This is a genomic window from Calidithermus roseus (genome assembly GCF_003574095.1).
Taxonomy (GTDB): Bacteria; Deinococcota; Deinococci; order Deinococcales; family Thermaceae; genus Calidithermus; species Calidithermus roseus.
Genome location: NZ_QWLA01000034.1, coordinates 1 through 26,626, shown reverse-complemented (window position 1 = coordinate 26,626; position 26,626 = coordinate 1). Strand labels below are relative to the sequence as shown.

The following is a 26,626-nucleotide window of genomic DNA, read 5'->3' as shown; positions in this document are numbered from 1 at the left end:
CAGGGCTCCTTCACTCGGCCGCTTCATCCGGGCTCCTCTCCGTGCGTAACGGCAGGCGCACGCGGAAGGTGGTCCGGCCCGGCTTAGACTCGACCGTAATCGCCCCCCGGTGTCGCTTGGTCACGATGCTGTGGCTGATGCTGAGCCCCAGCCCGGTCCCCTCGCCGGGGGCCTTGGTGGTGAAGAAGGGATCGAAGATGCGCGGCAGGATCTCAGGGGGAATTCCGGGGCCGGTGTCGGTGATCTCCACCACCACCACCTCGCCCTCGCGCCGGGTAGTGAGGGTGAGTTCGCCCCGGCCCTGCATGGCGTGGAGGGCGTTGTCGATGAGGTTGGTCCAGACCTGGTTCAGCTCGCTGCCGTAGGCCTCGATGGCGGGCAGGTCGGGGGCGTATTCCCGACGCACCGCCACGCCTTGCTTGAGGCGCGCGCGCAGCATCACCAGGGTGTTCTCCAGGCCCTCGTGGACATTGACGTTCTGGAGCGGGGCCTGGTCCATGTAGGTGTAGGCCTTGAGCGCCCGCACGATCTCGTGGATGCGCCGGGTGCCCTCGCCGATTTCCTCGAGCACGTTGAAGGCGGTGAAGCCGCTGGTGAGCCAGGTGAGCAAAGCCGGAAAGTGTTCGGGGAACAGCCTGGCCAGCGGGGCCAACTCCTCGGGGCCGTAGCCCATGGAGACCAGCACCGGCGCCTGCTCCCAGGCTTGCTCGAGGCCGCCCTCCTCCAGCCACCTCTCAAGCTCGGCCTCGCGGTCGCCGCGCTCTACGGGGTCAAGTGCCCCCACTCGCTCCCGGCAGGCCTCGAGCTCGGTGGCCAGGTGCTTCAGGGTCACCACCTGCTCACTGGTGAGCGGGACGGCGCAGAGTTCGCGGTAAGCCGCGAGGTGTAGGCGCAGGGCCTCTTGGAGCTGCTCGGCCCCGCGCTGAGCCGCCGCCGCCGGGTTCCCCAGCTCGTGGGCGACGCCGGCGGAAAGCTTGCCCAAGGTGGCCAGCTTTTCCTGTTGCAGATAAGCTTGCTCGAGGTCGCGCAGCTTCTTGCGGCGCAGGGAGGCCTCGAGGCGGGCCTTGAGGAGCACTGGCTTGAAGGGCTTGGGAAGGTGGTCCTCCGCGCCCATCTCGATGCAGCGCACCGCGCTCTCCACCTCGTCGAGCGCCGTGATCACGATCACGGGGATATGGCGGAGCGCAGGGTCGGCCTTCATCCGGGCGAGCACCTCGTAGCCGTCCATCTGTGGCATCAGGATGTCGAGCAGCACCGCGTCGAAGGCTTCCTGGGAGAGGCGTTGGAGGGCCTCGAGGCCGTTTGTGGCCAGGGCCACTGCGTGCCCCTGCTGCTCGAGGACGTGGGCCAGGGTCATGCGGTTGACCCGGTCGTCATCGACCACCAGAACCCGGCCCCGTACCTCGTCCATCGGGGCTCAACCTCCCTCGCGCAGCGCCTGCAGGGAGGGCCGCACCCGTTCAAACTCCAAGCGTACCCGCTCGAGCAGGGCCCCGGCCCCCTCCAGCAGGCCCGCCTTGCCCCGCTCTTCCAGTTCCTTGCACAGCTCGGCCAAGCCGCGGACCCCGAACTGGGCGCTGCCGGATTTGAGGGTGTGGGCCGCCATCCGCACCCCCGCAGCATTGTCGGCCTCGAGGGCCTGCTGGAGGCTTTGAATAAGCGCCAGCCCATCCTTTAAAAAAGTCTCCACCAACTCACTCAGGAAGGCCGAGTCCCCGCCGGCGAGGGCTCTGAGCTCCTCGAGGGCCGCCGGGTCCAGTTCCACCTCAGCCGCAGAGGCTGGGGCCTCCAGGCGCAGGTGGGCCGAGGCCCTCCCTAGCACCCCCGCCAGGGCCTCGGGACGGATGGGTTTGCTCAGGTAGTCATCCATCCCCGCCGCCAGGCACAGCTCACGGTCGCCCTCCATGGCGTTGGCGGTCATGGCGGTGATAAAGAGGGGGGCTTGGGGCCAGCGCTGCCGGATGTGCCTTGTGGCCTCGAGGCCGTCCATCTCCGGCATCTGCACGTCCATGAGCACCAGGTCGTAGGTCTGTCGCTCCAGGGCTTGCAGGGCCTCCAGGCCGTTGCCCGCTACGTCGGCGCGGTAGCCCATGCGCTCCAGCAGGCGCAGGGCCAGCTTCTGGTTGGTGGCGTTGTCCTCGACCAGCAGGATGCGCAGGGGAAAGCTCTGACCCATCTGGGGGTCGAAGCTCGAGGGGCCCCGCTCGGTTTGCGGCAGGGGCCGGGGCTGCGCGGCGAACACGCCCACCAGGGCGTTGAAGAGCTGCGAGGGCCGGATTGGCTTGGTCAGGAAGACCTGGAACAGCCCCTCGGCCTCACCCAGCTCCCGGCGTCCCAGCGAGGTTAGCATGACCAGGGGCAGCGCCTTCTCATCGCGCAGCCTGCGGAGTTCGCGCGCCAGGGTGAGGCCATCGATCTCCGGCATCTGCATGTCCAGGATGGCCACGTCGAAGGGCTCGCCCTGCTCTACCCAGGCCAGGGCCTCGCGGGGGCTCGCGGTCGCCCGGTAGGGCATCCCCCAGGACTCGGCCTGCTGCTCGAGGATGCGCCGGTTGGTGGCGTTGTCGTCCACGATCAGCACCCGCCTGCCTTGTAGCTCGGGATGGCCCTCCTGCAGGAAGGCCCGCGCAGCCCGAGGGGCGGCCTCGGCCCGCAGGGTGAAGTGGAAGGTGGAGCCCTGGCCCGCGATTCCCGCGCTTTCCGCCCACATGCGCCCCCCCATCATCTCGGCGAGGCGCTTGCTGATGGCCAGCCCCAATCCGGTGCCCCCGTAGCGCCGGGTGGTCGAGGCGTCGAGCTGGCTGAAGGAGCGGAACAGCCGGTCCATGCGTTCGGGGGGGATGCCCATGCCGGTGTCGCGCACCGCGAAGTGCAACTCGTAGCCGCCCTCTTCCAGCGGCGTGCCCTCGAGCGTGACCACCACCTCCCCCTGCTCGGTGAACTTGATTGCGTTGCTCAGCAGGTTGACCAGGATCTGGCGCAGCCGGGTCACGTCGCCCACGATGGCCTCCGGGGTGCTTGGGGCGATGAGGTAGGCGAGCTCGAGGCCCTTCTCGGCGGCCTTGGCCGACAGCAGCTCTAAGGCCCCCTCCACGCACTCGCGCAGGTCAAAGGGTTGGTGCTCGAGCTCGAGCTTCTCGGCTTCGATCTTGGAGAAGTCGAGGATGTCGTTGATGATGGTCAAAAGCGACTCGCTGGAGTTGCGCACAGTCTCGGCGTACTCGCGCTGCTCGGGGGTGAGCGCGGTGTCGAGCATCAGGCCGGTCATGCCGATGATGGCGTTCATGGGTGTGCGGATCTCGTGGCTCATGGTCGCTAGGAAGGCGCTCTTGGCTTCGTTGGCCGAGAGGGCGGCGTCCTTGGCCCGCTGCATCTCGGCGAAGAGCCGGGCGTTGTCGAGGGCAAGAGAGGCCAGCGAGGCCAAGCGGGTGAGGAGTTCGATGTCCTCTTCCTCGAACTCGCGCGCTGAGTCGCGGCCATAGGCGACGCCCAGCGTGCCGACGACCTGCTCCCCCGAGTGCAGCGGCACCACCGCCGCCGAACAGATCTGGCTGTAGTCGAAGCTGGGGTTGCGGTAGTCCCAGGAGCCGAAGTCACTGACCACCAGGGGCTGGCCCCGCACCCACACCTGGCCGGAGACCCCCTCGCCTGGGGCAAAGCGCAGGCCGATGGTAGCGGCGAAAACACCGGTCCCCACCCGCTGCTCGAGGTATCCGGCAGGCTCGAGCAGCGTCACGAAGCCGTGGGGGGTCCACAAGAGCTCGCCGGCTCGGGAAACGATGTCCTGCAAGAGTTCGCTAAGCTCCAGGCGCCGCAGGAGGCCCACGGTGGTTTGCTGCAAAGCTGCCAGCAGTTCGTTTTGCCGCTGCAGGCGCTCCTGGTAGCGGCGGCGCTCGGTGATGTCCACCACGTAAAAGCGCAGCCGGCCCTCCCGCCCCGGCACGTGGCGGAACATCTGGTGATACCAGCGCTCGCCAGCCTGCACCTCGCGCACTGCCGAGATCTGGCCGCTCTGCCTCAACGTGGCCTCGATGGCCGGCAGCTCGGCCAGGAAGGGGTGCCGGGCGCGATCCTGGGGGGACTCGGGAAGGATGCTTTCGGCAGCCGGGTTCAGGTAGAGGATGTTCCCTTGCAGGTCCACCTCGAAGACCGGGCCGGGGTTGAGCTGGGGGAAGGAGGCCAGCCAGGCCAGCTTCTCCGTCTGTCGCAGGTGATCGATGGCCAAAGCCAGGTGGGTGGCCACGGTGCGGGCCACTTTGCGGTCTTCATCCCCGTAGGCCTCGGGCTTCGAGGTGGCGAAAGTGAGCGCACCCAGCACCTTGCCGTAGGCCTCCAGCGGCAGCGAGAGTGCGCTTTTGAGCGAGCCGTCCCACAGGGCAGGATCCACCCAGGGCGTGTACTTCTCCCTCTGGGTGAACAGATCGGTGAGCACGCGCAATTGTCGGCTCTCTATGACCGCACCGGGAAGGTCCTGGCCCAGAGGCACCCACTCGCAGTTGCGCGGGGCCACCGAGCGGCGCACCTCGAGCAGCGTCTGCAGGCAGTAGGTCTCGCCGTCGTCATTGGCCAGCGCCAGGGTGCAGCGTTCGAAGTCGAGCACCCACTTGACCCGGCGGATCACCTGCTCGAGCAGGCTCGACAGGTCGGTGGTCTGGGCGATGGCCAGCACCACCTCGGAGAGCATGGCGTAGCGGGCCGACTGGAGGCGGGTGTCCCGGGGATCCGGCATGTTCACCTGCTTTGCGCCAGCCTCTCGGCCACCGGCAGGTCAACATCGATCTTGAGGGCATCGGCCAGGGTGTCGTTCATGCTGGCGACCGCTGCCAGAAAAACGATCTCCACGATCTCCTCCTCGCTCACCCCTTCCTCGCGCAGGCGCTGATAGTCTGCCGCCGAGAGCTCCTTTGGGTGCAAGGAGGCCTTGATGGCGAACTTCAGGATGGCCTGCAGCCGCTCGGGCGAGACGTGGCCCAGGTCTTCCACCACCGCCGCCAGCGTCTCCTCGTCGATCCCCAGGGTGCGGCAGGAGAGCTCGTTCCAAGCACTGCAGTACTCGCAATTCCGCCGCTCAGCGATGGCGTAGAGGATGATCGACTGCAAAGACTCCGGCAGGCTCGAGTGCTTGAGGCTGGCCTGAAGAAAGGCCCAGTAGATCTTGAAGGCGGCGGGGGAATTGGCCAGCACCCGCATCCAGTTGGGCACGAAGGGGATCTGCAGGATGCGCTTGACCTCAGCGAATGCTTCGGCAATTTCCCCCGTGACCTCGTCCTCCTCCACCAGCGCCAGCCCACTCCTGAGAATGTGAACCATGATTGCAATCCCCCAGACTGCCAGTTCCTGCCCGCGGCGAATTTGTGGTAACACGCCCATTATAGACCTCCCTTCGCAGGATTTGAGCCAGATGAAGAGGGTGGGCATTGGGCTCGAGACAATAAGTAACCCCTCAGTTCGGAGCCCGGAAGCTCGTCCCTGAGGGGTTTTCTCTGGCGGGCGCGGCAGGATTCGAACCCACGACCTACTGATCCGTAGTCAGTCGCTCTATCCAACTGAGCTACGCGCCCAAATGCGTCCAATAGGGTAGCACAGGGCCTGGGGAGTGTCAACTTGAGGAAAGGCGGCGTCCTGGGGCCCGTATACTGGACCTCAAATGTCCGCCAATACGACCTCCTGGTTTGCGACCCTTTCCTCCTACTGGTTCGCTGCCAGCTTCAAGTGGTTTCTGATCCCCCTGGTGCTGCTCCCGGCCCTGGTGGACCGCCTGGTCCCCGAGGCTGAGCGGCTAGCCCGGCTGGGGTTGATCTACGCCATCACCATCGTACTGGCGCTGATTGGGCCGCCGCTGTTTGGGTATTTGTCGGATCGGGTGGGCCGGCGGATGCCTTTTCTGGGCATCGGGGCGGTGCTGACGGCAGTGGCGCTGATCTGGATGGCCTTCGCACCTAACTACTGGCATCTATTGCTGGCCTACATCCTGCTCCAGCTCTCCGACGACCTCTCTACCGGCCCTTATTCGGCCCTGATCCCCGATCTGGTAGCCCGCTCGAGGCGCGGGGTAGCCTCGGGCTGGATGGGTACCCTGCAGGTATCGGCCCAACTGGTGGCAGGGGGGGTGGGTTTCCTGGTGCTCAACCTGCAACTTCAGTTGCTCCTCATTGCCCTGGTCAACCTGGCAGCAGCCGCTTTGGTGATTCGCAGCATCGGCGAGGTGCCGGGGCTCAAGCCCAGCCTGCGCGGCCTCGCTCCGAGCCTGCTGTCCCCCTGGCGCAACCCCGACTTCCGCTGGGTCTGGGGAACGCGCTTTTTGGTGATGCTGGCGGTGTTCGCCATGCAGAGCTACTTGCAGTTTTACCTCGAGGACGTCGTGCGTAGCTTCCAGGCTTTTGGCTGGGTGCTGGCTGCTGAGCCCTTCCAGGCGGTGGCCTTCCTGGGATTGTTGATCGCGCTGGGTGCTGCGGTATCGGCCATCCCGGCGGGAGGGGCCTCTGACCGGCGGGGGCGCAAGCAGGTCATCTATTTCTCGGGAGCGGGCCTGGCCGGAGTGATGCTGCTGATACTCCTGCTTCCCCGCTACGACCTCCTGCTGGTGCTTTCGGTGGCGTTTGGGGTGTTCTATGGCGCTTACGTGGCGGTGGACTGGGCCCTGGTCTCGGACGTGCTGCGTGACCCCCAGTCCCACGCTACCGACATGGGTTTGTGGCAGATTTCCATCGTGCTGCCCCAGGTGGTGGCCGGTGCCCTGGGTGGAGCAATGGAAAGGTTGAATGCTCAGACACCCGGCCTCGGCTATACCCTGCTGTTTTTGTCGGCGGCGGTCTGCTTTGTTGCGGGAACCTGGCTTGTGAGCCGGATTCGGACCGCCCGCTGAAACAGGGTATGTTTATGCTCGTGACCAGTGTAGATATTCCATCCCGACTACGGCGGGCCTGTGGGAGAAGGTGCCTATGATGAAGCCAATCGTCTAGCTCAGGCGGTTGACGTAGCCGTGTGCGCCAAATAGGATGGCGAGCGACGAAGTGTATAAGGTATGAGGAGGCAGTTGTGAAGGCACTTCTTGGCTTATCGCGTGTCATAGACAGCCTGAACACCTGGGTCAACCGTGGGGTGATCTGGCTGGTTCTCCTGGTCACGCTGATCGCGGCGGGCAACGCAGTGATGCGCTACGGACTTAAGATCAGCTCCAACGCCTGGCTCGAGCTGCAGTGGTTCATGTACGGCTTGATCTTTTTGCTGGGGGCCAGCTACACCCTGCAGAAGAACGGCCACGTGCGGGTGGACGTGCTCTACGGCAAGTACCCGCCTAGGTTGAAGGTCTGGGTCGATCTCCTGGGCACGCTGTTTTTCCTCATCCCCACCACCGTGATCATCTTCCTCACCACCTTGCCCTGGGTGCGCGACTCCATCGCCATCCGGGAGCTGTCGCCGGATGCCGGCGGCTTGCCTTACTGGCCTATCAAGTTGGTGCTGCCCATCGCCTTCGCCCTGCTGTTCTTGCAGGCCATCTCCGAGCTCATCAAACGCATAGCCATGCTCACGGGGCATCTGGAGATCCCGCAGTACATGACCGAGGAGGAAGCCGAGGTTCAGGAGGTCAAGGCAATCGTCGAGCAGAACGATCAGAAGGAGGATAAGCAGTGAGCTTCGAAGTGATGGCCCCGCTGATGTTTGTGGGCCTGGTGCTTTTTCTCCTGCTGGGCTACCCGGTGGCCTTCAGCCTGGGCGCGGTGGGGCTGCTGTTCGGCTGGATCGGGGTGCAGTACGACTTCATCCAGCCGGTGTTCTTGCAAAATATCCCCTTGCGCATCTTCGACACCCTCAAGAACCAGACCCTGCTGGCCATCCCCTTCTTCACCTTCATGGGGCTCATCCTCGAGCGCAGTGGCATGGCCGAGGAACTGCTGGACACGGTGGGCCAGCTCTTTGGGCGGCTGCGTGGGGGCGTCGCTTTCGCGGTGATCCTGGTGGGGGCGGTGCTGGCGGCCACGACCGGGGTGGTGGCGGCCTCGGTCATCGCCATGGGCCTGATCTCGCTGCCGGTGATGCTGCGCCACGGCTACTCGCCCCGCGTCGCCTCCGGGGTGATCGCGGCCTCGGGCACCCTGGCCCAGATCATCCCGCCGAGCCTAGTGCTCATCATCATGGCCGACCAGCTAGGCGTGAGCGTGGGCGACATGTACCGCGGGGCCTTCGTCCCTGGCTTCATCCTCACCGGGCTCTACCTGGGCTACGTGGTCCTGATCAGCCTGATCAATCCCAAGGCGGTACCCGGCCTACCCGAGGAGGCCCGAACCCACCGGGGCTCCGCGCTGGCCTGGCGGGTGCTCACGGTGATGATCCCGCCCCTTGTGCTGATCTTCCTGGTGCTGGGCACCATCTTCCTGGGCGTCGCCACCCCCACCGAGGGCGGAGCCATGGGGGCGGTGGGAGCTCTGATTTTGGCCCTGGCCCGGCGCCGGCTGAGCCTGAAGGTGCTGATCCAGGCCATGGAGGCCACCGCGCGGCTGACCTCCTTCGTGACCTTCATCCTGGTGGGTTCGCGCATCTTCAGCCTGGTCTTCGTGGGCGTGGACGGCGACCGCTGGGTGGAGAACCTGCTCGAGACCGCCCTCCCCGACAACCCCATCGCCTTTCTCCTGATCATCAACCTCATTGTCTTCCTTATCGCCTTCTTCCTCGACTTCTTCGAGATCGCCTTCATCATCATCCCCCTGATCCTGCCGGCGGTGACGGGTATCATGGAGGGCCTCTACCCGGAGGACTACAAGATCGGGCTCTACTGGTTCGGGGTGATGCTGGGCGTGAACCTACAGACTTCCTTCATGCACCCGCCTTTCGGTTTCGCGCTGTTCTATCTGCGCAGCGTGGCTCCCCCCAGCCTCAAGACCAGCGACATCTACTGGGGCGCGGTGCCCTTCGTGGTGATCCAGGTCATCATGGTGCTGATCGTGCTGTTCAACCCCTGGCTGGTGACCAACTGGTTGGCCAAATAGGGCAGCTTCGTACCAGAAAGAACCCCCGCCTTTGGGCGGGGGTTCTGGTTGCTCCAGGCTCAAATGCCGGGGAAGGCGAACTGCTCGTAGCCCAGTTCGTGCACCGCCATCACGCGGTAGCTCTCGTCGCGGAACTTCTTCCAGGGGGTGTAGATCTTCTTGAAGGAGGCGTTCTTGGCAGCCTCCTCCTCGTAGATCTCGAAGGCAGCCTTCTGAGCGGCTTTGAGGATTTCGTTGGAGAACTTGCGCAGCTTGACCCCGTTCTTGAGCAGGCGCTGCAGGGCGGGCGGGTTCTGCGCGTCGTACTTGGCCATCATGTGGACGTTGGCCTCGGCTGCCGCGGCCTCGAAGGCGAGTTGGTAGTCCTTGGGCAGCTTCTTCCACTCGTTGACGTTGACGATGAAGGACAGGCCGGGGCCGGGCTCCCACCAGCCGGGGTAGTAGTAGAACTTGGCCACCTTGTAAAAGCCCAGCTTTTCGTCGTCGTAGGGGCCCACCCACTCGGCGGAGTCCACGGTGCCGCGCTCGAGCGCCGGGTAGATCTCGCCGCCGGCGATGGCCTGGGGTACCACGCCCAGCCGGCTCCAGACCTGGCCGCCGATGCCGGGGATGCGCATCTTGATGCCCTTGAGGTCGGCCAAGCTGCTGATCTCCTTGCGCCACCAGCCGCCCATCTGGGCTCCGGTGTTGCCGCCGGGGAAGTTGATCACGTTGAAGTCGCTCAGCAAATCCCTTATGGCTTCAATGCCGCCCCCGTAGTACCACCAGGCGTTCTGCTGGCGGGCGTTGAGGCCGAAGGGCAGGGCGGTGTCGAAGGCCATGGCCAGGTTCTTTCCCACGTAGTAGTACATCGCGGTGTGGCCTACTTCGACGGTCCCCTGCTGCACCCCATCCAGCACCTGCAGGCCCGGCACGATCTCGCCGGAGGGGAAGGTGCGGATTTGGAACTTACCGCCGGTGAGCTGGCTGACCCGCTCGGCCAAAATATCCGCCGCCCCGAAGATGGTGTCGAGGCTCTTGGGGAAGCTGCTGGCCAGACGCCAGCGGATGGTGGGGGCGGCCTGGGCGTAGACCGGCCCGAACACCGAGCTGGCCGCCACGGCTACGCCAGCCTTTTTCAGCATTTCGCGACGATTCATGACTCCTCCTTAGGTTGCGGCATCTGCACCAGCGCGGACACAGGCATTTGGGCACTGAAGCGGTGTTGGTAACCCCCCTCGAGCCCGGCTGGCATTGAAAGATGCGCTGTGATTATATGCAATGGGTATGGGGCTTTCAACCGGATTGAAGCCCCCGATTGCTGTGTAAATACACGAGCAGCCGGATTCGGGCCTGGAAATGGGGTCTTTGGCGGGTTTATGCCCCCCTCACGATTGCAGAGATCAGACCCCTTGCGAAAATGGGTGCAAGTTGCGTGGGCTACTGGCTATCGATTCAAGAAGCCCATTCAGGGGCTGACGTAGAAGTACGATTCGGCCACGTCGCGAGTCTGGGCCAGGTTGCGTTCGAAGTAGATGCGGATCTGGTTGTTGAACTCGTCGTTGCTGAAGGTGCCCCGGATGCTCAGGTACCCCCTGGGCTGGGTGTTGGTGTAGATGGCGCGGATGCGCTCGAGCCCGTAAGGTGAGCTGGGATCGACGAGGTAGTAATCCGTTCCCTGCCCGGGGGGAGGGAGCAGGGTGGTTCCGGCCTCGAGGTAGTAGGTGCCCAGGGTGTTGCTGTAGCCGCTGGCCTCGGTGCTAACCAGGGTGACATAACCCGGCTGAGTCAGGCTGATCACAAAGCGGATGCGCTCACCGGGGCGGTAGCTGGCCCCGGTGCCCCGGTCGGGCTCGAGGCGGGTGATTATGGGGGTCGGGCTCAGGTCGAAGCTGCCGCGAAAGCCAAGGCTGAGGCTGCCGGGGCGAACGTAAATGGTACAGGCCGATAGCAGGCCCAGCAGCGATAGGGCGAGAAAGATACGAAGGGGCGTTTTCATGCCACTGCTACCTCCTCATCCAAAAATAGGCGACTCAGATGAAATCCGGTTCATTTCTCCCTGAGCTTCGTGTGCCAAAGAGCCTTGCCTGGGCTACCGGGGAAAAGCTGCGGCGGTGGAGCGGGCAGGGACCATGCTGGGCGAGGGCCTCGAGGTGATCGGCGGTGCCATAGCCCTTGTGGCGGGCGAAGCCATAGTGGGGATAGAGCTCGTCGAACTCGAGCATCAGCCGGTCGCGGGCTACTTTGGCCAAGATGCTGGCTGCCGCCACGGAGGGGGAGTCCCGGTCGGCTCTGGCGGGAGCCCGCAGTGGGAGGGGGGTTGAGAGGCACAGGTAGTCGGTGACGAGGGCCTGAGGTGGGGGGGTGAGCTGCTCGAGGGCCCGCTCGGCGGCCAGGTGAGTGGCCCGCAGAATGCCCACTGCGTCGATCTCTTGGGGCTCGGCCAGCCCCACCCCCCAGGCCAGGGCCACCCCCCGGACCTGGGCCTCGAGGCGCTGGCGCTGCCGGGGGGAGAGGGTCTTGGAGTCGCGAAAGGGATACCTGCCCGGCGGCAGGATCACCGCTGCGGCCACCACCGGCCCGGCCAGGGCTCCGCGCCCGGCTTCATCCACCCCCCCGACGTGCAACCCCGCCGCCCACCAGTCGGCTTCCGGAACTTCCACCCCCCCAATCTACTCGAGGGTGGGCGCTGGAGGACTGGGGCGTTTGGCCCTATGGCCCGACCTTCCCGCAGTGCACAGTATGAATTGATCACGACCCGAGGAGGTGGGCTTGATGATCAGTGAAAAATCGACGTCGATCCGGCAATGGATGACCCCCGACCCCGTCTGCGTCACCCCCGAAACCACCGTGCCCGACGCTGCGCTTCTCATGCGGAAGGGGGGCTTCCGGCGCTTACCGGTGCTGGAGGGGGGCAAGCTGGTGGGCATCGTTACCGATCGTGACCTCAAGGAAGCCATGCCCTCCGACGCCACCTCGCTTTCGATCTGGGAACTCAACTATCTGGTGGCCAAGCTGCCCGTGCGGGAGGTGATGAGCTATCCGGTGATCACCATAGACGAGAACGCCACCCTCGAGCAGGCCGCCAGGACCATGCTGGAAAACAAGCTGGGCGGGCTGCCGGTGGTCTCGGGAGAAAGACTGGTGGGCATCATCACCGTGACCGACGTGTTGCGGGCCTTCGTGCATCCTGGCACCCACTGACGCCAGGAGAGCTTCCCCCGAGTACCCCTCACAGCGCGGTTGGCTGTGAGGGGCAAATCACTCTCCGCGCGCAGCGAGCAGGAGGCCGAGCGGGGGTGCCAAATGGTCCTGCTTCGGGCATAATCGAAGGGTTGCTATGGTCGTGCCGCCCACGCCTGAAAACCTCGAGAAAGCCGCTCGGATCCTGCGCTCGGGTGGCCTGGTAGCCTTTCCCACCGAAACCGTCTACGGCCTGGGAGCCAACGCCCTCGACGCGGAAGCTGCGGCCCGCATCTTCGAGGTCAAGCAGCGGCCCACCTTCGACCCGCTGATCGTGCACGTGGCGAGCCGGGAGATGCTGCAGCAGGTGGCGGCGGAGGTCTCGCCCCAGGCCGAAGCCCTCATCGAGCGCTTCTGGCCGGGGCCGCTGACGCTGGTGCTGCCCAAGGCCCCAGCCGTGCCGGGCATCGTGACCGCGGGCCTGCCCACCGTGGCGGCGCGGATGCCCGACCACCCGGTGGCCCTCGAGCTGCTGCGCTGCGCCGGGGTGCCCGTTGCCGCTCCCAGTGCCAACCCCTTCGGCTACCTGAGCCCCACCCGCGCCGAGCACGTGGCGCGGATGCTGGGAGACCGCGTGGAGCTGATCCTCGATGGGGGGCTCACCACCCACGGCGTCGAGTCCACCATCGTGCTGCTGGGCGAGAAGCCCACCGTGCTGCGCTACGGGGCGATCCCGCTGGAGGAACTCGAGCCCGTGACGGGTCCCCTGGCGTTGAGCGTGGGGGAGAGCCTCAAGCCGCTGGTGCCGGGCCAACTGCCCCAGCACTACGCCCCGCGCACCCCCATCCGCATCGCGCGGCCCGAGGAAGTACCCACCAGGGGCCGCAAGAAGCTGGGCTACCTGGCCTTCAAGGACGTACCCAGGGGCTTTGGCGTGGTCAAGGTGCTCTCGCCCACCGGCGACCTGCGCGAGGCGGCGGCCCACCTCTTCGAGGCGCTGCACCAACTGGACATGCTGGGCCTCGAGGCCATCTACGCCGAGCCCGTCCCCGAGGAGGGGCTGGGGCGGGCCATCATGGACCGCCTGAAGCGAGCGGCGGCGAAGTGAGCCTTCCTAACCCTGCCGCCGCTCGAGTTGCACCAGCCGCATCAGGGCGAGCAGGGTGAACTCCTCCCACTCCTCCGGCACCGCCTCTATGGGCTCGAGCAGGAAGCGCCGCTCGAAGAAGGAGCGCTGCTTGCGGATGCGGTAGCGGAGGTTGCCATAGGAGTCCTTGAGCAAGTAGCTGGGGTTGATGAAGTACGAAAAAGCCATGCCGATGAGCCCCGTGAACAGCCCCACTATCGGGATCTCGTCGAGCAGATTGAACAGCCCGTCGATGAGGGAAATCCAGGGGTTTTCCTCCACGGCGTGGTAGATGGGGTTGCCCTGGGCGTCCTTGACCCAGTAGCGGGCCCGCCACAGCGAGCGCAGGCCGTCGTTTTCGAAGACGCCTACGAGGGTGCCGTCTATGCGCCGGATGAAGTGCTTGGCCCCGAGGCCGATAACCCGGTCAGCTTGGAGGGTGTAGAGCGGCTGCCGCTTGGCCTTGTCAGCGAAGACCGTGGTGGCCTCGCGCAGGGTCCAGATCTTCTGCTTGAACGTCAGCAGATTTTGGCCCCTCGAGTCCTCCAGGTGCAGTTCGGGCGAGAGGGTGAAGATGGGCAGCTTGACCTGCAGGGGGTAGCTCAGGCTCATACCCCTCCAAGCTTAAAGGACGCGAGGATACGCCTTGCAGAAGCGGACCCACGGCGCGGGCCAGGGTCGAAAATCACCAGCCTCGCGCGGCAAAGCCCCTATGCTGGTGTGGATTCAGCACTATGGAAACCACGACCCGAAGCAACGTCCCCTACGTTTTTCGCCTTTTGGCCCGCGCCCATCCTGCCGAGAAACTCTCAGGGGGCGCTTTCGAGCAAGCTATGGCCATCTTGCAGGGTTCGGAGTTCAGCGGCCTGATGACCCTCGAGACCCGCACCGGGCTGCTGGCTCGCATCCTCTTTCAACGAGGCCGCCTGGTCCATGCCCTGCGCGGCGAGGTCGAGGGCGCCAGGGCCCTGGAGCAGCTTCGCGCCGAACCGGGGTTCAACGCCATTGCGCTACACCCCCTGGAGGGACCGGCGCTGGCTTTGGCGTTGGCGGCGGTGTTTGGCGAGGCTCGCTCGTTGGGGCACAGCACCGTCGTCAACGTCCCTGTGCTGCTCGAGCAACTGCGCCGGGAGGGGTTCAGCGGGGTGGTGGCGCTCGAGCTGGGCCTGAACCTCAAGGTCTGGGTCTTGAAGGAGGGTGAGGTGCTCGAGGGCAGCGAGGTGCTCGAGGGGGAGCAGCGGGGTCGCCTGACCGAACTGCTCTGGCCGGGGGCACCCATCCCTGAACTCGGCGCTGTAGAGCCCGCCGCACCCGCCAGGGCCGTAGAAACCCCACCCGAAGCGCTCAATCTCGTCAGCGCCGGTGAACTCGAGGCGCTCGACCCCGAGCGCATCTGGCAGGCCGCTCAGGAGGTGATCAACAGCCGCTTCGGCAGCCGGGCGGCGGGGGTCATGGAGCGCTTCCGTCGGGATTACGGCGGCCTCGAGCCCGCCCAACTGCTGCAAAGCCTCTCGGCTCAGATCGAGAACGTCCTGGGCAGCTACTATGCCGAGCGCTTCCGCGAGATGGCAACGCTCGCTGAGCGTTCGGTGGCGGAGAATGTCGAGGGTCGATAGCTTATAGCCGATAGCTGATAGCCAAACGCTAAACGCGGGTCGTGCATCCTGCGTCGTACGTCCTACGTCCTACGTCGTACGCAAAACGCGAAACGCAAAACGCCAGACGCCTTGGCCCTGAATCCTCGACCTTCGACAAACCACGAGCTACAGGCCACGGGCCACGACCCTCAGTTCAGATGCCGCTGGGGCAGGCGCAGGTCGAAGGGGGGAATGGCGACGCGGAAGCGTTGGCCTAGAATGTTCTGGAAGGTGTACCAGCCGCGCATCTGACCCGGTGGCCGGGCGATGGGGCAGAAACTGTTGTAGCTGAATGACTCACCGGGCTCGAGCACCGGCTGCTCGCCTACCACTCCTGGCCCGATGACTTCCTCGGGCTGGCCCACGGCCTGGGTGATGACCCAGTGGCGCGAGAGCAATTGCACGGTTTGCTTGCCCTGGTTGGTGATGGTGATGAAGTAAACGAAGATGTGTTCACCGGGGCGGCTGTGCTGGTAGGCGTACAGCACCTCCACCTCAACGCGGATGTCCTCGCGGATGGGCAGTTCCTCGTTCATTCGCTCCACTCCTTCGGCCTTCGAGGTGCTGATTGCTGAAGGGTAATACCCGGCCCGTGGATCTTGTGAATTGAAGCCCTCAGCGAGAGCGGCCCGGCTTCAGGCTCGAGAGGAAAGGCTCGAGTTCCAGCTCGGCCAGGCTGGGCAGCACCACGTCGGCCTGGCTGAGGTCGAGGTGGCGGGTGAGGAAGTTGGGAACGGCGATGGTGAACATCCCTGCGGCCTTGGCCGCCCTGACCCCGTTGAGGGAGTCCTCCACGGCCACGCACTCCGCCGGAGCGACCTCCAGGGTCTCCGCCGCTTTCAAGAATAGCGCGGGGTCGGGCTTGGTGCGCTCGACGTACTCGCGGGTGATCACCTGATCGAAAGCCTGGAGGAGGTCGTGCTGCTGGAGGTGCCCGAGCACCCAGGCGGCGGAGGAACTCGAGGCCACCGCCAGCTTCAGCCCCAGTTTCCTGGCCTGGTCGAGGCACTCCAGTACGCCGGGGAGGGGCTCGAGCCGCGCGAGCAGGCCGTGGAGCATTTCCCGTCGCTCGCGGTCGAAGGCTTCACGGTCGTAGGGGCCGATCTGGGCCTCGAGGTGGGCGTAGGGGTCGAAGACGAGGTCGGCGGTGCCCACCCAGGGGAGGTAGTCGTGCAGGCTGAGCTCGCCGCCGTAGCGGGCGTAGGTGTGGGTCCAGGCGGTGTACTCGGCCTGCTCGGTGTCGAGGATGGTGCCGTCGAAGTCGAAGATCAGGGCCTTCACCATGCCTAAGCCTAACGCCGGTTGCCGCCCCGGTATACCGGTCTGTCGAGCCGTCCGTCCCATCGCGCGCCCCGCGGGCACATAAGAAGCCTTCCAGAAGGTGTTTTGACTTGATACAACTTTGACAATTCGTAGTAGGCTAGTTGCGGTATGAAACGTACATTAGCGGCAATCCTTGGCTTGGTGGCGCTCGCCACCTTGATCGTGGTGTCCTTCGCCTTCGCCCAGGCCCCGATCAAAGTTCGCATCGGCTTCAACCCCACCCAGAACTCCGACCAGCTTCGCCCGGCGGCTCAGGCCATCGCCGACTTCATCGAGAAGGAGTTCAAGGGTACGGTCGAGGTGGAGATCTTCATCCCCACCGAGTACCGCGGCCTCATCGAGGCCATGCGTGGGGGCAACCTCGACTTCGCCTTCTACCCACCCGATGGCTACGTCATCGCCCATCGCGACGTGGGGGCGCAGGTGCTCTTGAAGTCGGTGCGCGGCAAAAGCCCCTTCTACTGGTCGGCCATCATCGTGCGCAAGGACTCCGGCATCAAGAACGTCAAGCAGCTCGAGGGCAAGACCATCGCCTGGGTGGACAAGAACTCCGCTGCCGGCTACGTCTTCCCCCGCGCCGCGCTGGTCACCGCCGGTCTGGACCCCGACAAGCTCTTCTCCAAGCAGATCTTCGCCGGCAAGCACGACTCCGCCGTGCTGGCCGTGCTCAACAAGTCGGTGGACGCCGCCGCCACCTTCGCCAACGACGACAAGAACAAGAGCGGGGCCTGGACCCAGTTCCTCAAGCCCGAGGAGGCTGCCCAGCTCACCGCCATCTTCTACTCCAAGCCCATCCCCGGCGACACCTTCAGCGTCTCCAAGCAGTTCCAGGAGAAATACCCCTCCCTCACCAAGGGCATCGCCGCGGCCATCCAGCGCATCAAGAGCCCCAGCAGCAAGTTGCTGCTCGACCTCTACCGCATCGACTACATGATCCCGGCTAAGGACTCCGACTACGACGTGGTGCGCGAGGCCCGCAAGGTAGCCGGTCAGGACTGAAGCAGCCCAAAATTGCGCCATCGGCCTCCGGGTTCGCCTGGAGGCCCTTTCTTGGGCAAAAGGGGGATCCCAGCCCGGTGCTTTGGGTTAGGCTGTTAGCCGTCAAGCGGAGTTCGTGATGATCGAAGTCAGAGGAGTGAGTCAGGTCTTCCAGACCAAGAACGGGCCCTTTCAGGCCCTCAAGGACGTGAGCATCGACATCCCCAAGGGGGACTTCGTCGCCATCATCGGACGCTCAGGAGCGGGCAAGAGCACCTTCTTGCGCACCCTCAACGGCCTGCTGATCCCCACCGAGGGTTCGATCAAGGTCGAGGGGCTGGAGATCACCCGGCTCTCCAAGCGTGAGCTACAGAAGTACCGCCGCAGCGTGGGCTTCATCTTCCAGCAGTTCAACCTCGTCACCCGGCTGAGCGTGCTCGACAACGTGCTGCACGGGCGGCTGGGCTACCTGCCGACCTGGCGGGGACTGCTGGGGCTCTACACCGAGCGCGACTACCAGATCGCGCGGGCGCAGCTCGAGCAAGTCGACCTCACCCCCAAGGAGAGCGCCCGCGTCGACTCGCTCTCGGGCGGGCAGATGCAGCGCGTAGCCATCGCCCGGGCTATGGCCCAGGAGCCTCGGCTCATGCTGGCCGACGAACCCGCCGCCAACCTCGACCCGGTGCTCTCGGAAGAGGTCATGCGCATCCTCAAGCGCTTCAACGAGCAACTCGGCATGACGGTGGTGATCAACATTCACGCCCTGGACCTGGCTCTCGAGTACGCCAGGCGCATCATCGCCTTCAAGAAGGGGGAATTGGTCTTCGACGGCACCGCCGCCGAGCTGACCGACGAACTCGTGGACGAGATCTACGAGCGAAGGGAGATGGCAGCGTGAGTGCGGCTTTGGTCTACGCCTTGCTGGGCCTTGGCCTCGCCGTGCTCCTCAGCGTGGCCAGAGGCTCCATGCGCCGCCTGATCTACGGCGGGGTCTTCGGGATCGCCATCGCCTTCGTGGCCTTTCCCTTCGTGCAGTCGCTGGGTTACCTGACCCGGGAGACGGTTTCGCCCACGCTGCTGGGGCTGCTGCCCAGATACCCACTGCTGGCGCTGGTGCCCGTGGCGCTGGTTGCGGCGGGGGCGCTGGCCCGCCGGGGTGGGCAAATGGCCGCGCTGGGGGGAATCGTCGCCGGGGCGCTGACCCTCTTCACGGGGCTGTTTCTCATCGGCCAGCCCGCCGGGCTGGTGCGGCTGATCCCCCTCGACGGGCTGATGGAGCTGCTCGTGGCGCTGATCCCTCCGTTGCTCCTGGCCCTGCTGGGTCGGAGGCGGGCCAAGCTGCGCTGGCCGCTGATCGGGGCGGGGGTGCTGCTGGGCGGGCTCGTGTTCTTCTGGCTCAACTCCAGCGGCGGCGGCCACCTCTACCTGCCCAAGATGGCGGGCTACTACCGCCTGCTGGGTGGGGTGGAACCGGGCCTCGAGCGGCGCATCGTCGAGGAGTACAACGCTGGGCTCGAGGAGCGCAACGCCATCTTGCGCGAGATCGGGCAGCCCGAGGAGAAGCCCGTGCAGAGCCTGGGGGACTTCAAGGGTCGCATCCCCCAGGAGACCGCTGCGCAGGGCTATCGCCTGCTGCAGCCGAGCCAGCTCCAGTACGGGGCCTTTGCGGTGTTCATCCTCGCGGGCTTGATGCTGGGCGCGGGGCTGGTCCAGTTGCGCCGCCCGCAGCTTCAGGAGCCCGGCGACCTCCGTTCCGGACTCATCCTGGCCGCTCTGGTGGGGGTGCTGCTCCCCGCCTTCGACGCCACCGAGTTCGCCCTGCAAAAGCTGGTCAAGGGCTGGCCTTTCCTGGTGAGTTTCATGGACAAGGCCTGGCCCCCCAACCTGACCCAGATCAACCCCAGCGATCCTGAACGGAGCATTTTCCCGCTTCAGAGCGTGCTCTCGGAGATGGCCCTCACCATCGAGATCGCCCTGGTGGGCACCTTCCTGGCGGCCATCTTTGCCGTTCCTACCAGCTTCCTCGCCGCCCGCAACCTCACCCAGGGCAGCCCGCTGATGCGCGGCCTGTTCGCCTTCATGCGCACCTTCTACAACGTCGATCGCGGGGTGGACACCCTGATCCTGGCCCTGGTCTTCGTGGCGGCGGTGGGGCTGGGGCCCTTCGCCGGGGTGCTGGCGATGGCGATCCACTCCATCGCTGACTTGGGCAAGCTCTACTCCGAGGCCATCGAGAACGTCGAGCGTGGCCCCATCGAGGCCCTCGAGTCCACCGGCACCGCCGGGGTCAACGTGCTGCGCTGGGCCATCCTGCCGCAGGTGCTGCCTTTGTTCGTCTCCTACACCCTCTACCGCTTCGAGATCAACTTCCGCGTCTCGGTGGTGCTGGGGCTGGTGGGTGCGGGGGGCATTGGCTACTTCATCAAGGGCGCAATGGACGGAGGCAACTACGACCAGATGATCATCGGGGTCATCGCCATCGTGATCGTGGTCAACCTCATCGACTTCGCCTCGAGCTGGCTGCGCAGCCGGCTGGTGTAGGGTCGCCGGTAGCCGGTAGCTACGTCTGGCACGGAAGTTTGGTGGCTTGCGACGGCTCCATCACCGGCCATAGCCCCCGCCGAACACCGCGTGCCAGGTGGAGAAGTCCCCCTCCACGAAGCCCCCGGCGATCTGGATACGGCTGGGGCTGAAGGTGAACTTGCCCTCGGCCATGGCGGCGAAGCCTCCAGCGGGCACCTCGAGCGCCAGAGCGCCCTGGAACCCCAGGCCACCGAAGTGGTAGTACAGCGGGTCGCCGTCCACCCCGTAAGCCCTGCCGCGCACGATGGTTTCGGGGTGGGCAATGGCGATGCCTGCTCCCACCCGCCCTACCAGGCGCACCGGGCCGGTGGGCAGGGCATAGGCCAGGTTGAACGTGAGCAGGTTGAAGCCGTCGGTGACCCAGAAGAAATCGAGGATCTCGCCGTTTTCCTGGGCCCCTTCGAAGTAGAGCTTCTGGTGGATGAGCTCAATCTCGTAGCGCAGCCCGTCCGGGTCGCCCCACCAGGCCCGCACCCCGTAGTAGATGGGGTAGCGAAAGTCCTGGCTGGAAAAGCGGGCCTGCTTGAGGCTGGCTTCGGGATGCCCCTCCTGCACCACCCGCAAGTCGGTGGGTGAGGGGAAGCTGAAGCCCAGGTAAAAGGTGATGCCCTGCGCCAGGGCTGGGCTGAACCCCAGCAAGGCGGCCACCAGGAGAGCGCGCATCACGCCCAAGCATAGGTCAGCCGGGTGGGGGCTGGCTGAGAGCGCTCTCACTCACCTGCGGGGGTTTCTAATGCGCTACTCTCGAGCATATGCGTTTTGCATTTGCTGTGCTCATTCTCCTGCTCACTGCCTGCGGATCACCCAGCATTCCCACGGGCACCGTGATCAAGGTCGACGGGGCCGAGGTCACTACGCCGGCCCTGGGGGAGAACGAAGCTGTCTTCTTCAACCTCGAGGTCGGTGGCGCTGCCGTGCGCCTGGATGCCTTCGCGCTGGACAACCCCAAAGCGGCCCAGCTCGAGGTCACCGTCTTCGACAGCAACCGCCTGCCCTATGCCCGCTCGGTGAGCCGGAGTTGGTTTGCCGCGCCGGGCCTGGCCGTCTCCTCGGCAGAGCGCAACCCCAGGGTCATCGATCCCACCCTGCCCTTCAGCCTCAACCTCCCGGCCAACTTCGGCAGGGCCTATGTTCGCGTGCGCAATCGCCTGAGTGAGCCCACTCGGGTGCGGGTGCGGGCGGTGGCTCGAGCGGGGTACAGGGGCTCGAGCGGGCTGGAGATCGCGAGCAGCACCCATGGGGCCCTACTCTTTCTGGGTCAGCTCGACAGCTACATCTACCGGGGCAAGGAGGCCCGGCTCACCCTCAGCTACTCCGGCAGCAGCCTGCACCTGGTTTTCGAGGTGGTGCGGGGCGGTGGTCGGGTGTTCAGGGGCGAGCCGGGGATGGGCTTCGACCTTGAGCCCGGCGATCAGATCTTCGTGCGCGAGCAGAGCAACGGGAGGCTGGCCGGATTCTGCGACCAGGCTCTGGGTTGCACCGACGGCGTGAACAGCGGAATTTATACCCTTCGGATCGAATAGCAGCCGACGCAGTTCGATGCTCGTCACCGTGGGCAGCACCTGCTGGACCAAGCACGAAAAGGGGTGATCGAGTCATGGCACCACCGATAGCCTGAGCGTGCAACAAAGGCATTGACGCTTCTTATTCGACTGGTACGGTGTTTTGGATATTGTGGATCGGGAATAATCCGAACCATAAGGGTTTTGTTGACGCAATATACGGCTTTTATAATCCAGAACACACCTCAGACTTCATTAGAAAATGAAACGCTGGCTTGAGACATCTCTCATGCTGGCGCGTTTGGTTTTATCCCCTATCTGACATTCGGTTTACGTTTATGCAGTATAGCCGGGTCTCGACAAAAGTTTGAAAGATGAGAGAAATCGCAGGCGGTTCTAAGATTCTTCTCTGAAACCCTCTCTACCCTCGGGCAGATATGAGAGGGTTTATTCGCCGCAACCTTCCCCTGCTGACATTTGCTGTGTTGATGGCTTTTTCATCGGCGTGGGCAGCTTCGACCTTCGTGGTGACTTCCACGGCCTACACCTCTTCGCTGCGCGAGACCGACAGCACCCCTTTTATCACCGCAACGGGCGCGCGCACCCGCTTTGGCATCGTGGCGGTGAGCCGCGACCTCCTGCCCACCTTGCCCTATGGTTCACAGGTGCGCCTGGAGGACCTTGGCAGTGTGAGTGGCCGGGGCCGGGGGCAGTTCGACTACCTGTTCAGGAACACGGTTTTCGTCGTCGAGGACACCATGAACCGGCGCTTTAGCTGGCGCATGGACATCTGGATGCCCAACCGCTCCACCGCCCTCAGCTTTGGCGTGCGCCGGCTCAGGGTGACCGTTTTGCGCGTAGGTCGGGGCTAAAATAGCTAAAAGCCGGTTGCAGAGAGCGCCTGCTCTCTGCAATTTTGCTGCTCGAGCCTATGCGATTTATCTGCTTCCTCGCTCTGCGCCACCTGCGTTACCGCCGCACCCAGAGTCTCATTACCCTGCTGGGTGTGGCGGTGGGGATCATGGTGCTCACCACCGCCCTGTCGTTGTTCAACGGCTTCAGCAAGGGCCTCATCGACGCCACCCTCAAGGCCGTGCCCCACATCCTCTTGCTCAAGATCAACCCCGAGGCTCCCAACACCCCGCCGGCTCTCAACCCCGAAGTTGTGGCCCAGGCCCCCTTTCTGGCGGCCAAGGCCCTGCTGACCCGGCGGGCCGAGGAAGGGCGCAGCGCAGGAGTGGATTTCGCCACTCTGGTAGGGCTAGGGGAGGGTGGGGCGGGGGTCTATCCCCAGATCGACCTGCACCAGCTAAGACCTGGCACCATCGTGCTGGGCAGCATGCTGGCCCGCAGCCTGGCTGCTTTTCCCGGCGATAAGCTCATCGCCCTTTCCATCGAGCAGACCCGCCTCACCCTCGAGGTCGTCGGCACCTTCAGCACCGGGAATGCCCTGCTGGACGGGGGCTATGCCTTTACCACCCTCGAGGACAACCACAAGCTGCTGGGCAGGCCCCAGGCCATCAGCGGCTACCAGGTGCGCGTGCGCGACCCCGACCGCGCTTACGAGGTAGGCAGGGCCATAGGCGGCGACGAATACCTACCTCAGCCTTGGCAGAGCAACTACCGCACCCTCATCGAGCAACTCGCCCTGCAAAAGCGCGTCAGTGGGATCATCGTCTTCCTGATCGTGGGGGTAGCCGCGCTGGGCATGGCCAACGTGTTGGTGCTGGCGGTGGTGGAAAAAACCCCCGACATCGCCTTGCTGCGGGTGCTGGGGGCCAGCGGGCTCCAGGTGGCGGGGGTCTTCGCCCTGGAGGGCATCCTGCTGGGCGTGGCCGGGGTGGTGCTGGGGAACCTGCTGGGCTGGGGGCTCTCGAGCTACTTCGCCTGGCGGCCCATCAGCATCCCCGGCGAGCTATACTTCCTCACCAGCCTGCCGGTGGACATCAAGGCCAGCGACTTCGTATGGGTCTCGCTGATGAGCCTGTTGGTGGTGATCCTGGCCTCGCTGCTGCCGCTCTTGCGGGCGCTGCGGATCAAGCCAGGGGAGGTGTTGAGGTGATGTCGATGGTCGATAGCCCAACGCGGGTCGTACGTCCTACGCCGTACGCAAAAGGCAAGAAATCCTCCCTCCAGCCGGAGAGGGGCAGGGGGTGGGTGGGAAAGCTGAGGGCTGAAAGCTTCCTGTTCAACGCAAATTCGGCCCCAGCCTCAGGCGAAAGCCGAACACCGCTGAGCCGTTGGCTAAGTAGAGTGAGGGGGATAGCTCCGCGGCCAGGCTGAGGGTGGGGTTGATGAAGAACTCCCCGCCCACGAGGCCCTCGAGGCCCCATAGTGCTACCCCGCCGCCAAAGACCACGTTGACGCCGCTTCCGCCGTAGGGGAAGAAGCGGCCCTGACCGAACGCGCTCAAGGTGTGCATGCCGAACTCGAAGAACCCCACCGGCCCCTGCCCAAAACCGACGTGGGCCCGCAGGCCCACCCCACCCAGGAGGTCATAGTCGCCCACCTGGAAGAACAGCGCGGGATAGCTCGAGCTCCCCAACCAGTTGAAATCCAGGCCGCCTCCGGCGAACAGGCGGTTGGGCTGATAGTTCTGGGCCAAAGCCATCCCCCACAACAGCGCCAGCAACACGAGGTAACGATGCATACAGCCCTAGCCTAGCGCCTGGAGTGGGCCAGGGCCCTCAATCCAACCTTGAGACAAGCCAGCTTGGCTATACTCCATGCATGAAACACTGGATCGCGTTGCTCGTGCTGTGCTCGGTGGCCTCGGCTCAGGTTCGGGTGGGCATAGCCTTCGACACCGGCGGCAAGAACGATCCCACCTTCAACGGGGTGGCCTATGCCGGAGCCCAGCGGGCTGCCCAACAGTTCAGGGTCCAGCTCTTCGACTTCGAGCCCGGCGACCCTTCACAGGTGCTTCCGGGGGTGCGCAAGTTCGCCGAAGAGGGTTTCGACCTCGTCATCGGAGTGGGCTTCGCCACCGAGCCGGGCATCACCGCCACTGCCAAAGAGTTCAAGGACACCAAGTTCGCCCTCATCGATAGCGTCTCCGAAGCACCCAACGTGCAGAGCCTGGTGTTTCGCGAGAACGAGGGGACTTTCCTGGTGGGCTACATCGCGGGCCGCCTGACCCAGACCGGGGTGGTTGGCTTCGTGGGGGGCATGGACATCCCCCTCATCCACAAGTTCGAGGTGGGCTACCGCGAGGGGGTCAGGAAAGCCTGCCCGACCTGCCGGGTGGTGGTGAATTACGTGGGCAACACCCCAGCCGCCTTCAACGACCCAGCTAGGGCCAAGGAGATCGCCAGCCTGCAAAAAGCCCAGGGTGCCGACATCATCTACGCGGCAGCAGGGGCCAGCGGGCTAGGCGTGTTCAACTTCGTCAAGGAGACCCGCTGCCTCAAGGCCGGTGAGCTACCCAAGGGGGTTCGCTTCATCCGCGACCCCTTCCGCAGCGTGCCCAAGTATGCGGCCTATACCCAGGCCTGCGCCGGTAGCACCCGCCCGATGTTTTTCATCGGCGGCGACGGCAACCTCAACTTTCTGGGCGACACCGACTCCAACCCCCAGACCCTCAACCATGCCCTCACCTGCATGCTCAAGAAGGTCGACGTAGCCGCTTTCCGCGCAGTCGAAGCGGTGGTCAAGGGAACCTTCAAAGGGGGCATTGTGAGCCTGGGCCTCAAGGAGGGCGGCCTGGACTTCGCCCTCGACTCCTTCAACCAGGCCCTCATCCCCGATACCCTGCGGCGCGAACTCGAGGCCCTCAAAAAGGCCGTCATCAGCGGCCAGATCAAGGTGCCGGACACTCGGTAGTCTGTAAGCCGTCAGCGATAAGCGATAGGCTCGTGGCCTGTGGATCGTGATTTGTCGAGGCGTTTGGCGTCTGGCGTATGACGTACGACCCGCGTTGGGCTATCGACCATCGGCTCACCCTTCGCTGAAGCGCTCTTCCTTCCAGGGATCCCCCCGCCGGTGGTAGCCGTTGACCTCCCAAAAACCCAGCTTCTCGTCCTGGGTGAACTCGAGGTCCCGCAGCCACTTGGCGCTCTTCCAGGCGTAGAGGTGGGGCACGATCAGCCGCAGGGGGCCGCCGTGCTCGCGGGGGAGGGGCTCGCCGAAGAGGGTGTGGGCCAACAGGTTTTCCGGGCGCAGGAAGTCGTCGAGGGTGAGGTTGGTGGTGTAGCCCCCGTAGCAGTGGACCAAAACCGCCTTGGCCTGGGGTTTGAGCCTGACCTGTTCCATCAGGTCGAGCACCTTCACCCCCCGCCACTGCACGCCGAGCTTGCTCCAGCGGGTCACGCAGTGGAAGTCGGCGGTGAGGTCGGACTGGGGAAGGCTCAGGAGCTCGGCCCAGGAGAGCTCGAGGGGCTGCTCCACCAGGCCCGTGAGCGAGACCCTGACCTCCTCGGGCCTCAGACTGGGGGTGGGGCCATAGGTCAACACCGGGAATTTCTCGGTGAGCACCTGCCCCGGCGGCACCCGCCCTTCCTCGTCGTCGCGGGACTTCCTGAGGAATTTGCCGAACATGCTCAAAGTCTAGGCCCCCCTCTGCCACTGGCAGGTAAGCATCCCTACACTCCGGCTCAGCGCGGGCGGTAGCGGATTACCTCGACACGCTCGAGCGTCACCAACCCCTCCCGCACCATCGTGTCGAGCAGGGGAAGGAAGGCGCGGATCTTCTCCTCGCTATCGACGATCTCGATCATAAGGGGGAGATCTTCGGAGAGCTGGAGGAGCTTGGCACTGTGGATGCGCGAGTGCGCCCCGAAGCCCATGATGCCCTTGAAGACGGTGGCCCCGGCCAGGCCGTGCTGCTTAGCCTCGAGCACGATGGCCTCGTGCAGCGGGCGTCCCTGCCACTTGTCGCTTTCGCCGATAAAGATGCGCAGGAGCTTGGCTTCTCCCTCGAGTTTCATCCTCAACCTCCCAGTCGCTCGCCCAGCCAGTATCCGGCCACGACCCCCGCAAACCCCAGCAGAACGCTACCCAGGACGTAGCCCAGCGCCCGCAGCCACTCGCCGCCCTGCACCAGGGTGAGGGTCTCCCAGCTAAAGGTGGAGAAAGTGGTGTATCCGCCCAGGAGGCCCATCGCCAGGAACAGGCGGGCTTCCCCCGACAGCGCGCCTTTGAGGCTGAGCTCGAGCACGATGCCGATGAGGAAGCTCCCGCTGACGTTGATCAGAAGGGTACTCCAGGGGAAGCCGGGCCCGGCATCTGGTAGCCTTTGCGGTGCTGCTGCAAATAGCTGCTGCGCTGTTTCTGTGGCGTTTTTACGCCACCTTGAAGGAGGTACGGGCGTGAAGCTCTTCCAAAGGCCGC

The 26,626-nt window shown here is 64.9% G+C and carries 27 protein-coding genes and 1 tRNA gene; 13 read left to right on the top strand and 15 right to left on the bottom strand.

Annotation, left to right across the window (positions count from 1 at the left end; genetic code table 11):
- Window positions 1–10: 10 nt before the first annotated feature.
- The 4 genes from Mrose_RS09830 to Mrose_RS09815 all read right to left on the bottom strand — a co-directional run bounded on the left by Mrose_RS09830 (window position 11) and on the right by Mrose_RS09815 (window position 5,561).
- Entirely contained in the window at window positions 11–1,411 is a 1,401-nt protein-coding gene (locus Mrose_RS09830; protein WP_119277803.1) for a sensor histidine kinase, read from the bottom strand.
- A 6-nt stretch (window positions 1,412–1,417) separates the two neighbouring features.
- Window positions 1,418–4,729, bottom strand: a complete 3,312-nt coding sequence (locus Mrose_RS09825) for a response regulator (RefSeq protein WP_119277801.1) — start codon at window positions 4,727–4,729, stop codon at window positions 1,418–1,420.
- A gap of 2 nt (window positions 4,730–4,731) precedes the next feature.
- The gene (locus Mrose_RS09820) at window positions 4,732–5,310 is read right to left on the bottom strand and encodes a carboxymuconolactone decarboxylase family protein (protein WP_119277799.1); all 579 of its coding nucleotides are present in this window, start codon (window positions 5,308–5,310) and stop codon (window positions 4,732–4,734) included.
- Window positions 5,311–5,484: 174 nt separating this feature from the next.
- Window positions 5,485–5,561 (bottom strand) — tRNA-Arg (locus tag Mrose_RS09815).
- 86 nt (window positions 5,562–5,647) lie between these two features.
- Here Mrose_RS09815 and Mrose_RS09810 point away from each other — a divergent pair.
- The 3 genes from Mrose_RS09810 to Mrose_RS09800 all read left to right on the top strand — a co-directional run bounded on the left by Mrose_RS09810 (window position 5,648) and on the right by Mrose_RS09800 (window position 8,987).
- The gene (locus tag Mrose_RS09810) at window positions 5,648–6,865 is read left to right on the top strand and encodes an MFS transporter (RefSeq protein WP_119277796.1); all 1,218 of its coding nucleotides are present in this window, start codon (window positions 5,648–5,650) and stop codon (window positions 6,863–6,865) included.
- Window positions 6,866–7,038: 173 nt separating this feature from the next.
- Complete coding sequence (locus Mrose_RS09805) at window positions 7,039–7,635, top strand: TRAP transporter small permease subunit (RefSeq protein ID WP_119277794.1); 597 nt, start codon at window positions 7,039–7,041, stop codon at window positions 7,633–7,635.
- Window positions 7,632–8,987 (top strand): TRAP transporter large permease, encoded by a 1,356-nt coding sequence (locus Mrose_RS09800; protein ID WP_119277793.1) that lies wholly within the window; start codon window positions 7,632–7,634, stop codon window positions 8,985–8,987. Before Mrose_RS09805 ends, Mrose_RS09800 begins: the two co-directional genes overlap by 4 nt.
- Before the next feature lie 59 nt (window positions 8,988–9,046).
- Here the strand turns inward: Mrose_RS09800 and Mrose_RS09795 are convergent, their stop codons facing one another.
- From Mrose_RS09795 to Mrose_RS09785, 3 genes are all read right to left on the bottom strand, one after another.
- Window positions 9,047–10,126 carry a TRAP transporter substrate-binding protein gene (locus tag Mrose_RS09795; RefSeq protein ID WP_119277791.1) on the bottom strand — a complete coding sequence of 360 codons (1,080 nt, stop codon included), beginning with the start codon at window positions 10,124–10,126 and terminating at the stop codon, window positions 9,047–9,049.
- A gap of 308 nt (window positions 10,127–10,434) precedes the next feature.
- Window positions 10,435–10,965, bottom strand: a complete 531-nt coding sequence (locus Mrose_RS09790; protein WP_119277789.1) for a DUF4384 domain-containing protein — start codon at window positions 10,963–10,965, stop codon at window positions 10,435–10,437.
- A 34-nt stretch (window positions 10,966–10,999) separates the two neighbouring features.
- Window positions 11,000–11,629, bottom strand: a complete 630-nt coding sequence (locus Mrose_RS09785) for a ribonuclease HII (protein ID WP_119277787.1) — start codon at window positions 11,627–11,629, stop codon at window positions 11,000–11,002.
- Between the two features lie 112 nt (window positions 11,630–11,741).
- On the opposite strand from Mrose_RS09785, the gene Mrose_RS09780 reads away from it, so the two are divergent.
- The gene (locus tag Mrose_RS09780; RefSeq protein WP_245969800.1) at window positions 11,742–12,170 is read left to right on the top strand and encodes a CBS domain-containing protein; all 429 of its coding nucleotides are present in this window, start codon (window positions 11,742–11,744) and stop codon (window positions 12,168–12,170) included.
- Between the two features lie 136 nt (window positions 12,171–12,306).
- Window positions 12,307–13,257: an L-threonylcarbamoyladenylate synthase gene (locus Mrose_RS09775; RefSeq protein WP_119277783.1), complete on the top strand. Its 951-nt coding sequence runs from the start codon at window positions 12,307–12,309 to the stop codon at window positions 13,255–13,257.
- A gap of 6 nt (window positions 13,258–13,263) precedes the next feature.
- On the opposite strand, the gene Mrose_RS09770 is transcribed toward Mrose_RS09775, so the two are convergent.
- Window positions 13,264–13,887, bottom strand: a complete 624-nt coding sequence (locus tag Mrose_RS09770; RefSeq protein WP_119277781.1) for an LURP-one-related/scramblase family protein — start codon at window positions 13,885–13,887, stop codon at window positions 13,264–13,266.
- A gap of 122 nt (window positions 13,888–14,009) precedes the next feature.
- Here Mrose_RS09770 and Mrose_RS09765 point away from each other — a divergent pair, with 122 nt between their 5' ends.
- The gene (locus Mrose_RS09765; RefSeq protein ID WP_119277780.1) at window positions 14,010–14,891 is read left to right on the top strand and encodes a hypothetical protein; all 882 of its coding nucleotides are present in this window, start codon (window positions 14,010–14,012) and stop codon (window positions 14,889–14,891) included.
- A 170-nt stretch (window positions 14,892–15,061) separates the two neighbouring features.
- On the opposite strand, the gene apaG is transcribed toward Mrose_RS09765, so the two are convergent.
- Together apaG and Mrose_RS09755 are read right to left on the bottom strand one after the other, a co-directional pair.
- Complete coding sequence (gene apaG, locus Mrose_RS09760) at window positions 15,062–15,448, bottom strand: Co2+/Mg2+ efflux protein ApaG (RefSeq protein WP_119277778.1); 387 nt, start codon at window positions 15,446–15,448, stop codon at window positions 15,062–15,064.
- A 79-nt stretch (window positions 15,449–15,527) separates the two neighbouring features.
- Window positions 15,528–16,196: an HAD family hydrolase gene (locus Mrose_RS09755; protein ID WP_245969798.1), complete on the bottom strand. Its 669-nt coding sequence runs from the start codon at window positions 16,194–16,196 to the stop codon at window positions 15,528–15,530.
- A gap of 147 nt (window positions 16,197–16,343) precedes the next feature.
- Here Mrose_RS09755 and Mrose_RS09750 point away from each other — a divergent pair, with 147 nt between their 5' ends.
- The 3 genes from Mrose_RS09750 to phnE all read left to right on the top strand — a co-directional run bounded on the left by Mrose_RS09750 (window position 16,344) and on the right by phnE (window position 19,754).
- Entirely contained in the window at window positions 16,344–17,234 is an 891-nt protein-coding gene (locus tag Mrose_RS09750) for a phosphate/phosphite/phosphonate ABC transporter substrate-binding protein (RefSeq protein WP_119277776.1), read from the top strand.
- A gap of 118 nt (window positions 17,235–17,352) precedes the next feature.
- Window positions 17,353–18,111, top strand: a complete 759-nt coding sequence (gene phnC / locus Mrose_RS09745; RefSeq protein ID WP_119277774.1) for a phosphonate ABC transporter ATP-binding protein — start codon at window positions 17,353–17,355, stop codon at window positions 18,109–18,111.
- Window positions 18,108–19,754 carry a phosphonate ABC transporter, permease protein PhnE gene (gene phnE / locus Mrose_RS09740; RefSeq protein ID WP_119277772.1) on the top strand — a complete coding sequence of 549 codons (1,647 nt, stop codon included), beginning with the start codon at window positions 18,108–18,110 and terminating at the stop codon, window positions 19,752–19,754. The genes phnC and phnE overlap by 4 nt, the downstream gene beginning before the upstream one ends.
- A 60-nt stretch (window positions 19,755–19,814) precedes the next feature.
- On the opposite strand, the gene Mrose_RS09735 is transcribed toward phnE, so the two are convergent.
- Window positions 19,815–20,459 (bottom strand): hypothetical protein, encoded by a 645-nt coding sequence (locus tag Mrose_RS09735; RefSeq protein WP_119277770.1) that lies wholly within the window; start codon window positions 20,457–20,459, stop codon window positions 19,815–19,817.
- 89 nt (window positions 20,460–20,548) lie between these two features.
- Here Mrose_RS09735 and Mrose_RS09730 point away from each other — a divergent pair, with 89 nt between their 5' ends.
- From Mrose_RS09730 to Mrose_RS09720, 3 genes are all read left to right on the top strand, one after another.
- Window positions 20,549–21,319 carry a hypothetical protein gene (locus Mrose_RS09730; protein ID WP_147371607.1) on the top strand — a complete coding sequence of 257 codons (771 nt, stop codon included), beginning with the start codon at window positions 20,549–20,551 and terminating at the stop codon, window positions 21,317–21,319.
- 467 nt (window positions 21,320–21,786) lie between these two features.
- Window positions 21,787–22,170 carry a 3D domain-containing protein gene (locus tag Mrose_RS09725; protein ID WP_119277766.1) on the top strand — a complete coding sequence of 128 codons (384 nt, stop codon included), beginning with the start codon at window positions 21,787–21,789 and terminating at the stop codon, window positions 22,168–22,170.
- A gap of 59 nt (window positions 22,171–22,229) precedes the next feature.
- Window positions 22,230–23,360 carry an ABC transporter permease gene (locus tag Mrose_RS09720; RefSeq protein WP_119277815.1) on the top strand — a complete coding sequence of 377 codons (1,131 nt, stop codon included), beginning with the start codon at window positions 22,230–22,232 and terminating at the stop codon, window positions 23,358–23,360.
- Window positions 23,361–23,486: 126 nt separating this feature from the next.
- Here the strand turns inward: Mrose_RS09720 and Mrose_RS09715 are convergent, their stop codons facing one another.
- Window positions 23,487–23,948 carry a hypothetical protein gene (locus Mrose_RS09715; protein WP_119277764.1) on the bottom strand — a complete coding sequence of 154 codons (462 nt, stop codon included), beginning with the start codon at window positions 23,946–23,948 and terminating at the stop codon, window positions 23,487–23,489.
- Between the two features lie 80 nt (window positions 23,949–24,028).
- Here Mrose_RS09715 and Mrose_RS09710 point away from each other — a divergent pair, with 80 nt between their 5' ends.
- Window positions 24,029–25,120 carry a BMP family lipoprotein gene (locus tag Mrose_RS09710; protein WP_119277762.1) on the top strand — a complete coding sequence of 364 codons (1,092 nt, stop codon included), beginning with the start codon at window positions 24,029–24,031 and terminating at the stop codon, window positions 25,118–25,120.
- Between the two features lie 114 nt (window positions 25,121–25,234).
- Here the strand turns inward: Mrose_RS09710 and Mrose_RS09705 are convergent, their stop codons facing one another.
- The 3 genes from Mrose_RS09705 to crcB form a co-directional block, all read right to left on the bottom strand.
- Window positions 25,235–25,834 carry a sulfite oxidase-like oxidoreductase gene (locus Mrose_RS09705; protein ID WP_119277760.1) on the bottom strand — a complete coding sequence of 200 codons (600 nt, stop codon included), beginning with the start codon at window positions 25,832–25,834 and terminating at the stop codon, window positions 25,235–25,237.
- 56 nt (window positions 25,835–25,890) lie between these two features.
- Window positions 25,891–26,223: a DUF190 domain-containing protein gene (locus Mrose_RS09700; protein ID WP_119277758.1), complete on the bottom strand. Its 333-nt coding sequence runs from the start codon at window positions 26,221–26,223 to the stop codon at window positions 25,891–25,893.
- A 2-nt stretch (window positions 26,224–26,225) separates the two neighbouring features.
- The coding region (gene crcB, locus Mrose_RS09695; RefSeq protein WP_245969796.1) for a fluoride efflux transporter CrcB at window positions 26,226–26,626 on the bottom strand (401 nt) is incomplete at its 5' end.

Bases quoted from the DNA above. Each gene is read 5' to 3' on its own strand.
- Mrose_RS09830 (WP_119277803.1), bottom strand. From the start codon at position 1,411: ATGGACGAGGTACGGGGCCGGGTTCTGGTGGTCGATGACGACCGGGTC.
- Mrose_RS09825 (WP_119277801.1), bottom strand. From the start codon at position 4,729: ATGCCGGATCCCCGGGACACCCGCCTCCAGTCGGCCCGCTACGCCATG.
- Mrose_RS09820 (WP_119277799.1), bottom strand. From the start codon at position 5,310: ATGGTTCACATTCTCAGGAGTGGGCTGGCGCTGGTGGAGGAGGACGAG.
- Mrose_RS09810 (WP_119277796.1), top strand. From the start codon at position 5,648: ATGTCCGCCAATACGACCTCCTGGTTTGCGACCCTTTCCTCCTACTGG.
- Mrose_RS09795 (WP_119277791.1), bottom strand. From the start codon at position 10,126: ATGAATCGTCGCGAAATGCTGAAAAAGGCTGGCGTAGCCGTGGCGGCC.
- Mrose_RS09790 (WP_119277789.1), bottom strand. From the start codon at position 10,965: ATGAAAACGCCCCTTCGTATCTTTCTCGCCCTATCGCTGCTGGGCCTG.
- Mrose_RS09780 (WP_245969800.1), top strand. From the start codon at position 11,742: ATGATCAGTGAAAAATCGACGTCGATCCGGCAATGGATGACCCCCGAC.
- Mrose_RS09775 (WP_119277783.1), top strand. From the start codon at position 12,307: ATGGTCGTGCCGCCCACGCCTGAAAACCTCGAGAAAGCCGCTCGGATC.
- Mrose_RS09770 (WP_119277781.1), bottom strand. From the start codon at position 13,887: ATGAGCCTGAGCTACCCCCTGCAGGTCAAGCTGCCCATCTTCACCCTC.
- Mrose_RS09765 (WP_119277780.1), top strand. From the start codon at position 14,010: ATGGAAACCACGACCCGAAGCAACGTCCCCTACGTTTTTCGCCTTTTG.
- apaG (WP_119277778.1), bottom strand. From the start codon at position 15,448: ATGAACGAGGAACTGCCCATCCGCGAGGACATCCGCGTTGAGGTGGAG.
- Mrose_RS09755 (WP_245969798.1), bottom strand. From the start codon at position 16,196: ATGGTGAAGGCCCTGATCTTCGACTTCGACGGCACCATCCTCGACACC.
- Mrose_RS09750 (WP_119277776.1), top strand. From the start codon at position 16,344: ATGAAACGTACATTAGCGGCAATCCTTGGCTTGGTGGCGCTCGCCACC.
- phnC (WP_119277774.1), top strand. From the start codon at position 17,353: ATGATCGAAGTCAGAGGAGTGAGTCAGGTCTTCCAGACCAAGAACGGG.
- Mrose_RS09735 (WP_119277770.1), bottom strand. From the start codon at position 20,459: ATGCGCGCTCTCCTGGTGGCCGCCTTGCTGGGGTTCAGCCCAGCCCTG.
- Mrose_RS09730 (WP_147371607.1), top strand. From the start codon at position 20,549: ATGCGTTTTGCATTTGCTGTGCTCATTCTCCTGCTCACTGCCTGCGGA.
- Mrose_RS09725 (WP_119277766.1), top strand. From the start codon at position 21,787: ATGGCTTTTTCATCGGCGTGGGCAGCTTCGACCTTCGTGGTGACTTCC.
- Mrose_RS09720 (WP_119277815.1), top strand. From the start codon at position 22,230: ATGCGATTTATCTGCTTCCTCGCTCTGCGCCACCTGCGTTACCGCCGC.
- Mrose_RS09715 (WP_119277764.1), bottom strand. From the start codon at position 23,948: ATGCATCGTTACCTCGTGTTGCTGGCGCTGTTGTGGGGGATGGCTTTG.
- Mrose_RS09710 (WP_119277762.1), top strand. From the start codon at position 24,029: ATGAAACACTGGATCGCGTTGCTCGTGCTGTGCTCGGTGGCCTCGGCT.
- Mrose_RS09705 (WP_119277760.1), bottom strand. From the start codon at position 25,834: ATGTTCGGCAAATTCCTCAGGAAGTCCCGCGACGACGAGGAAGGGCGG.
- Mrose_RS09700 (WP_119277758.1), bottom strand. From the start codon at position 26,223: ATGAAACTCGAGGGAGAAGCCAAGCTCCTGCGCATCTTTATCGGCGAA.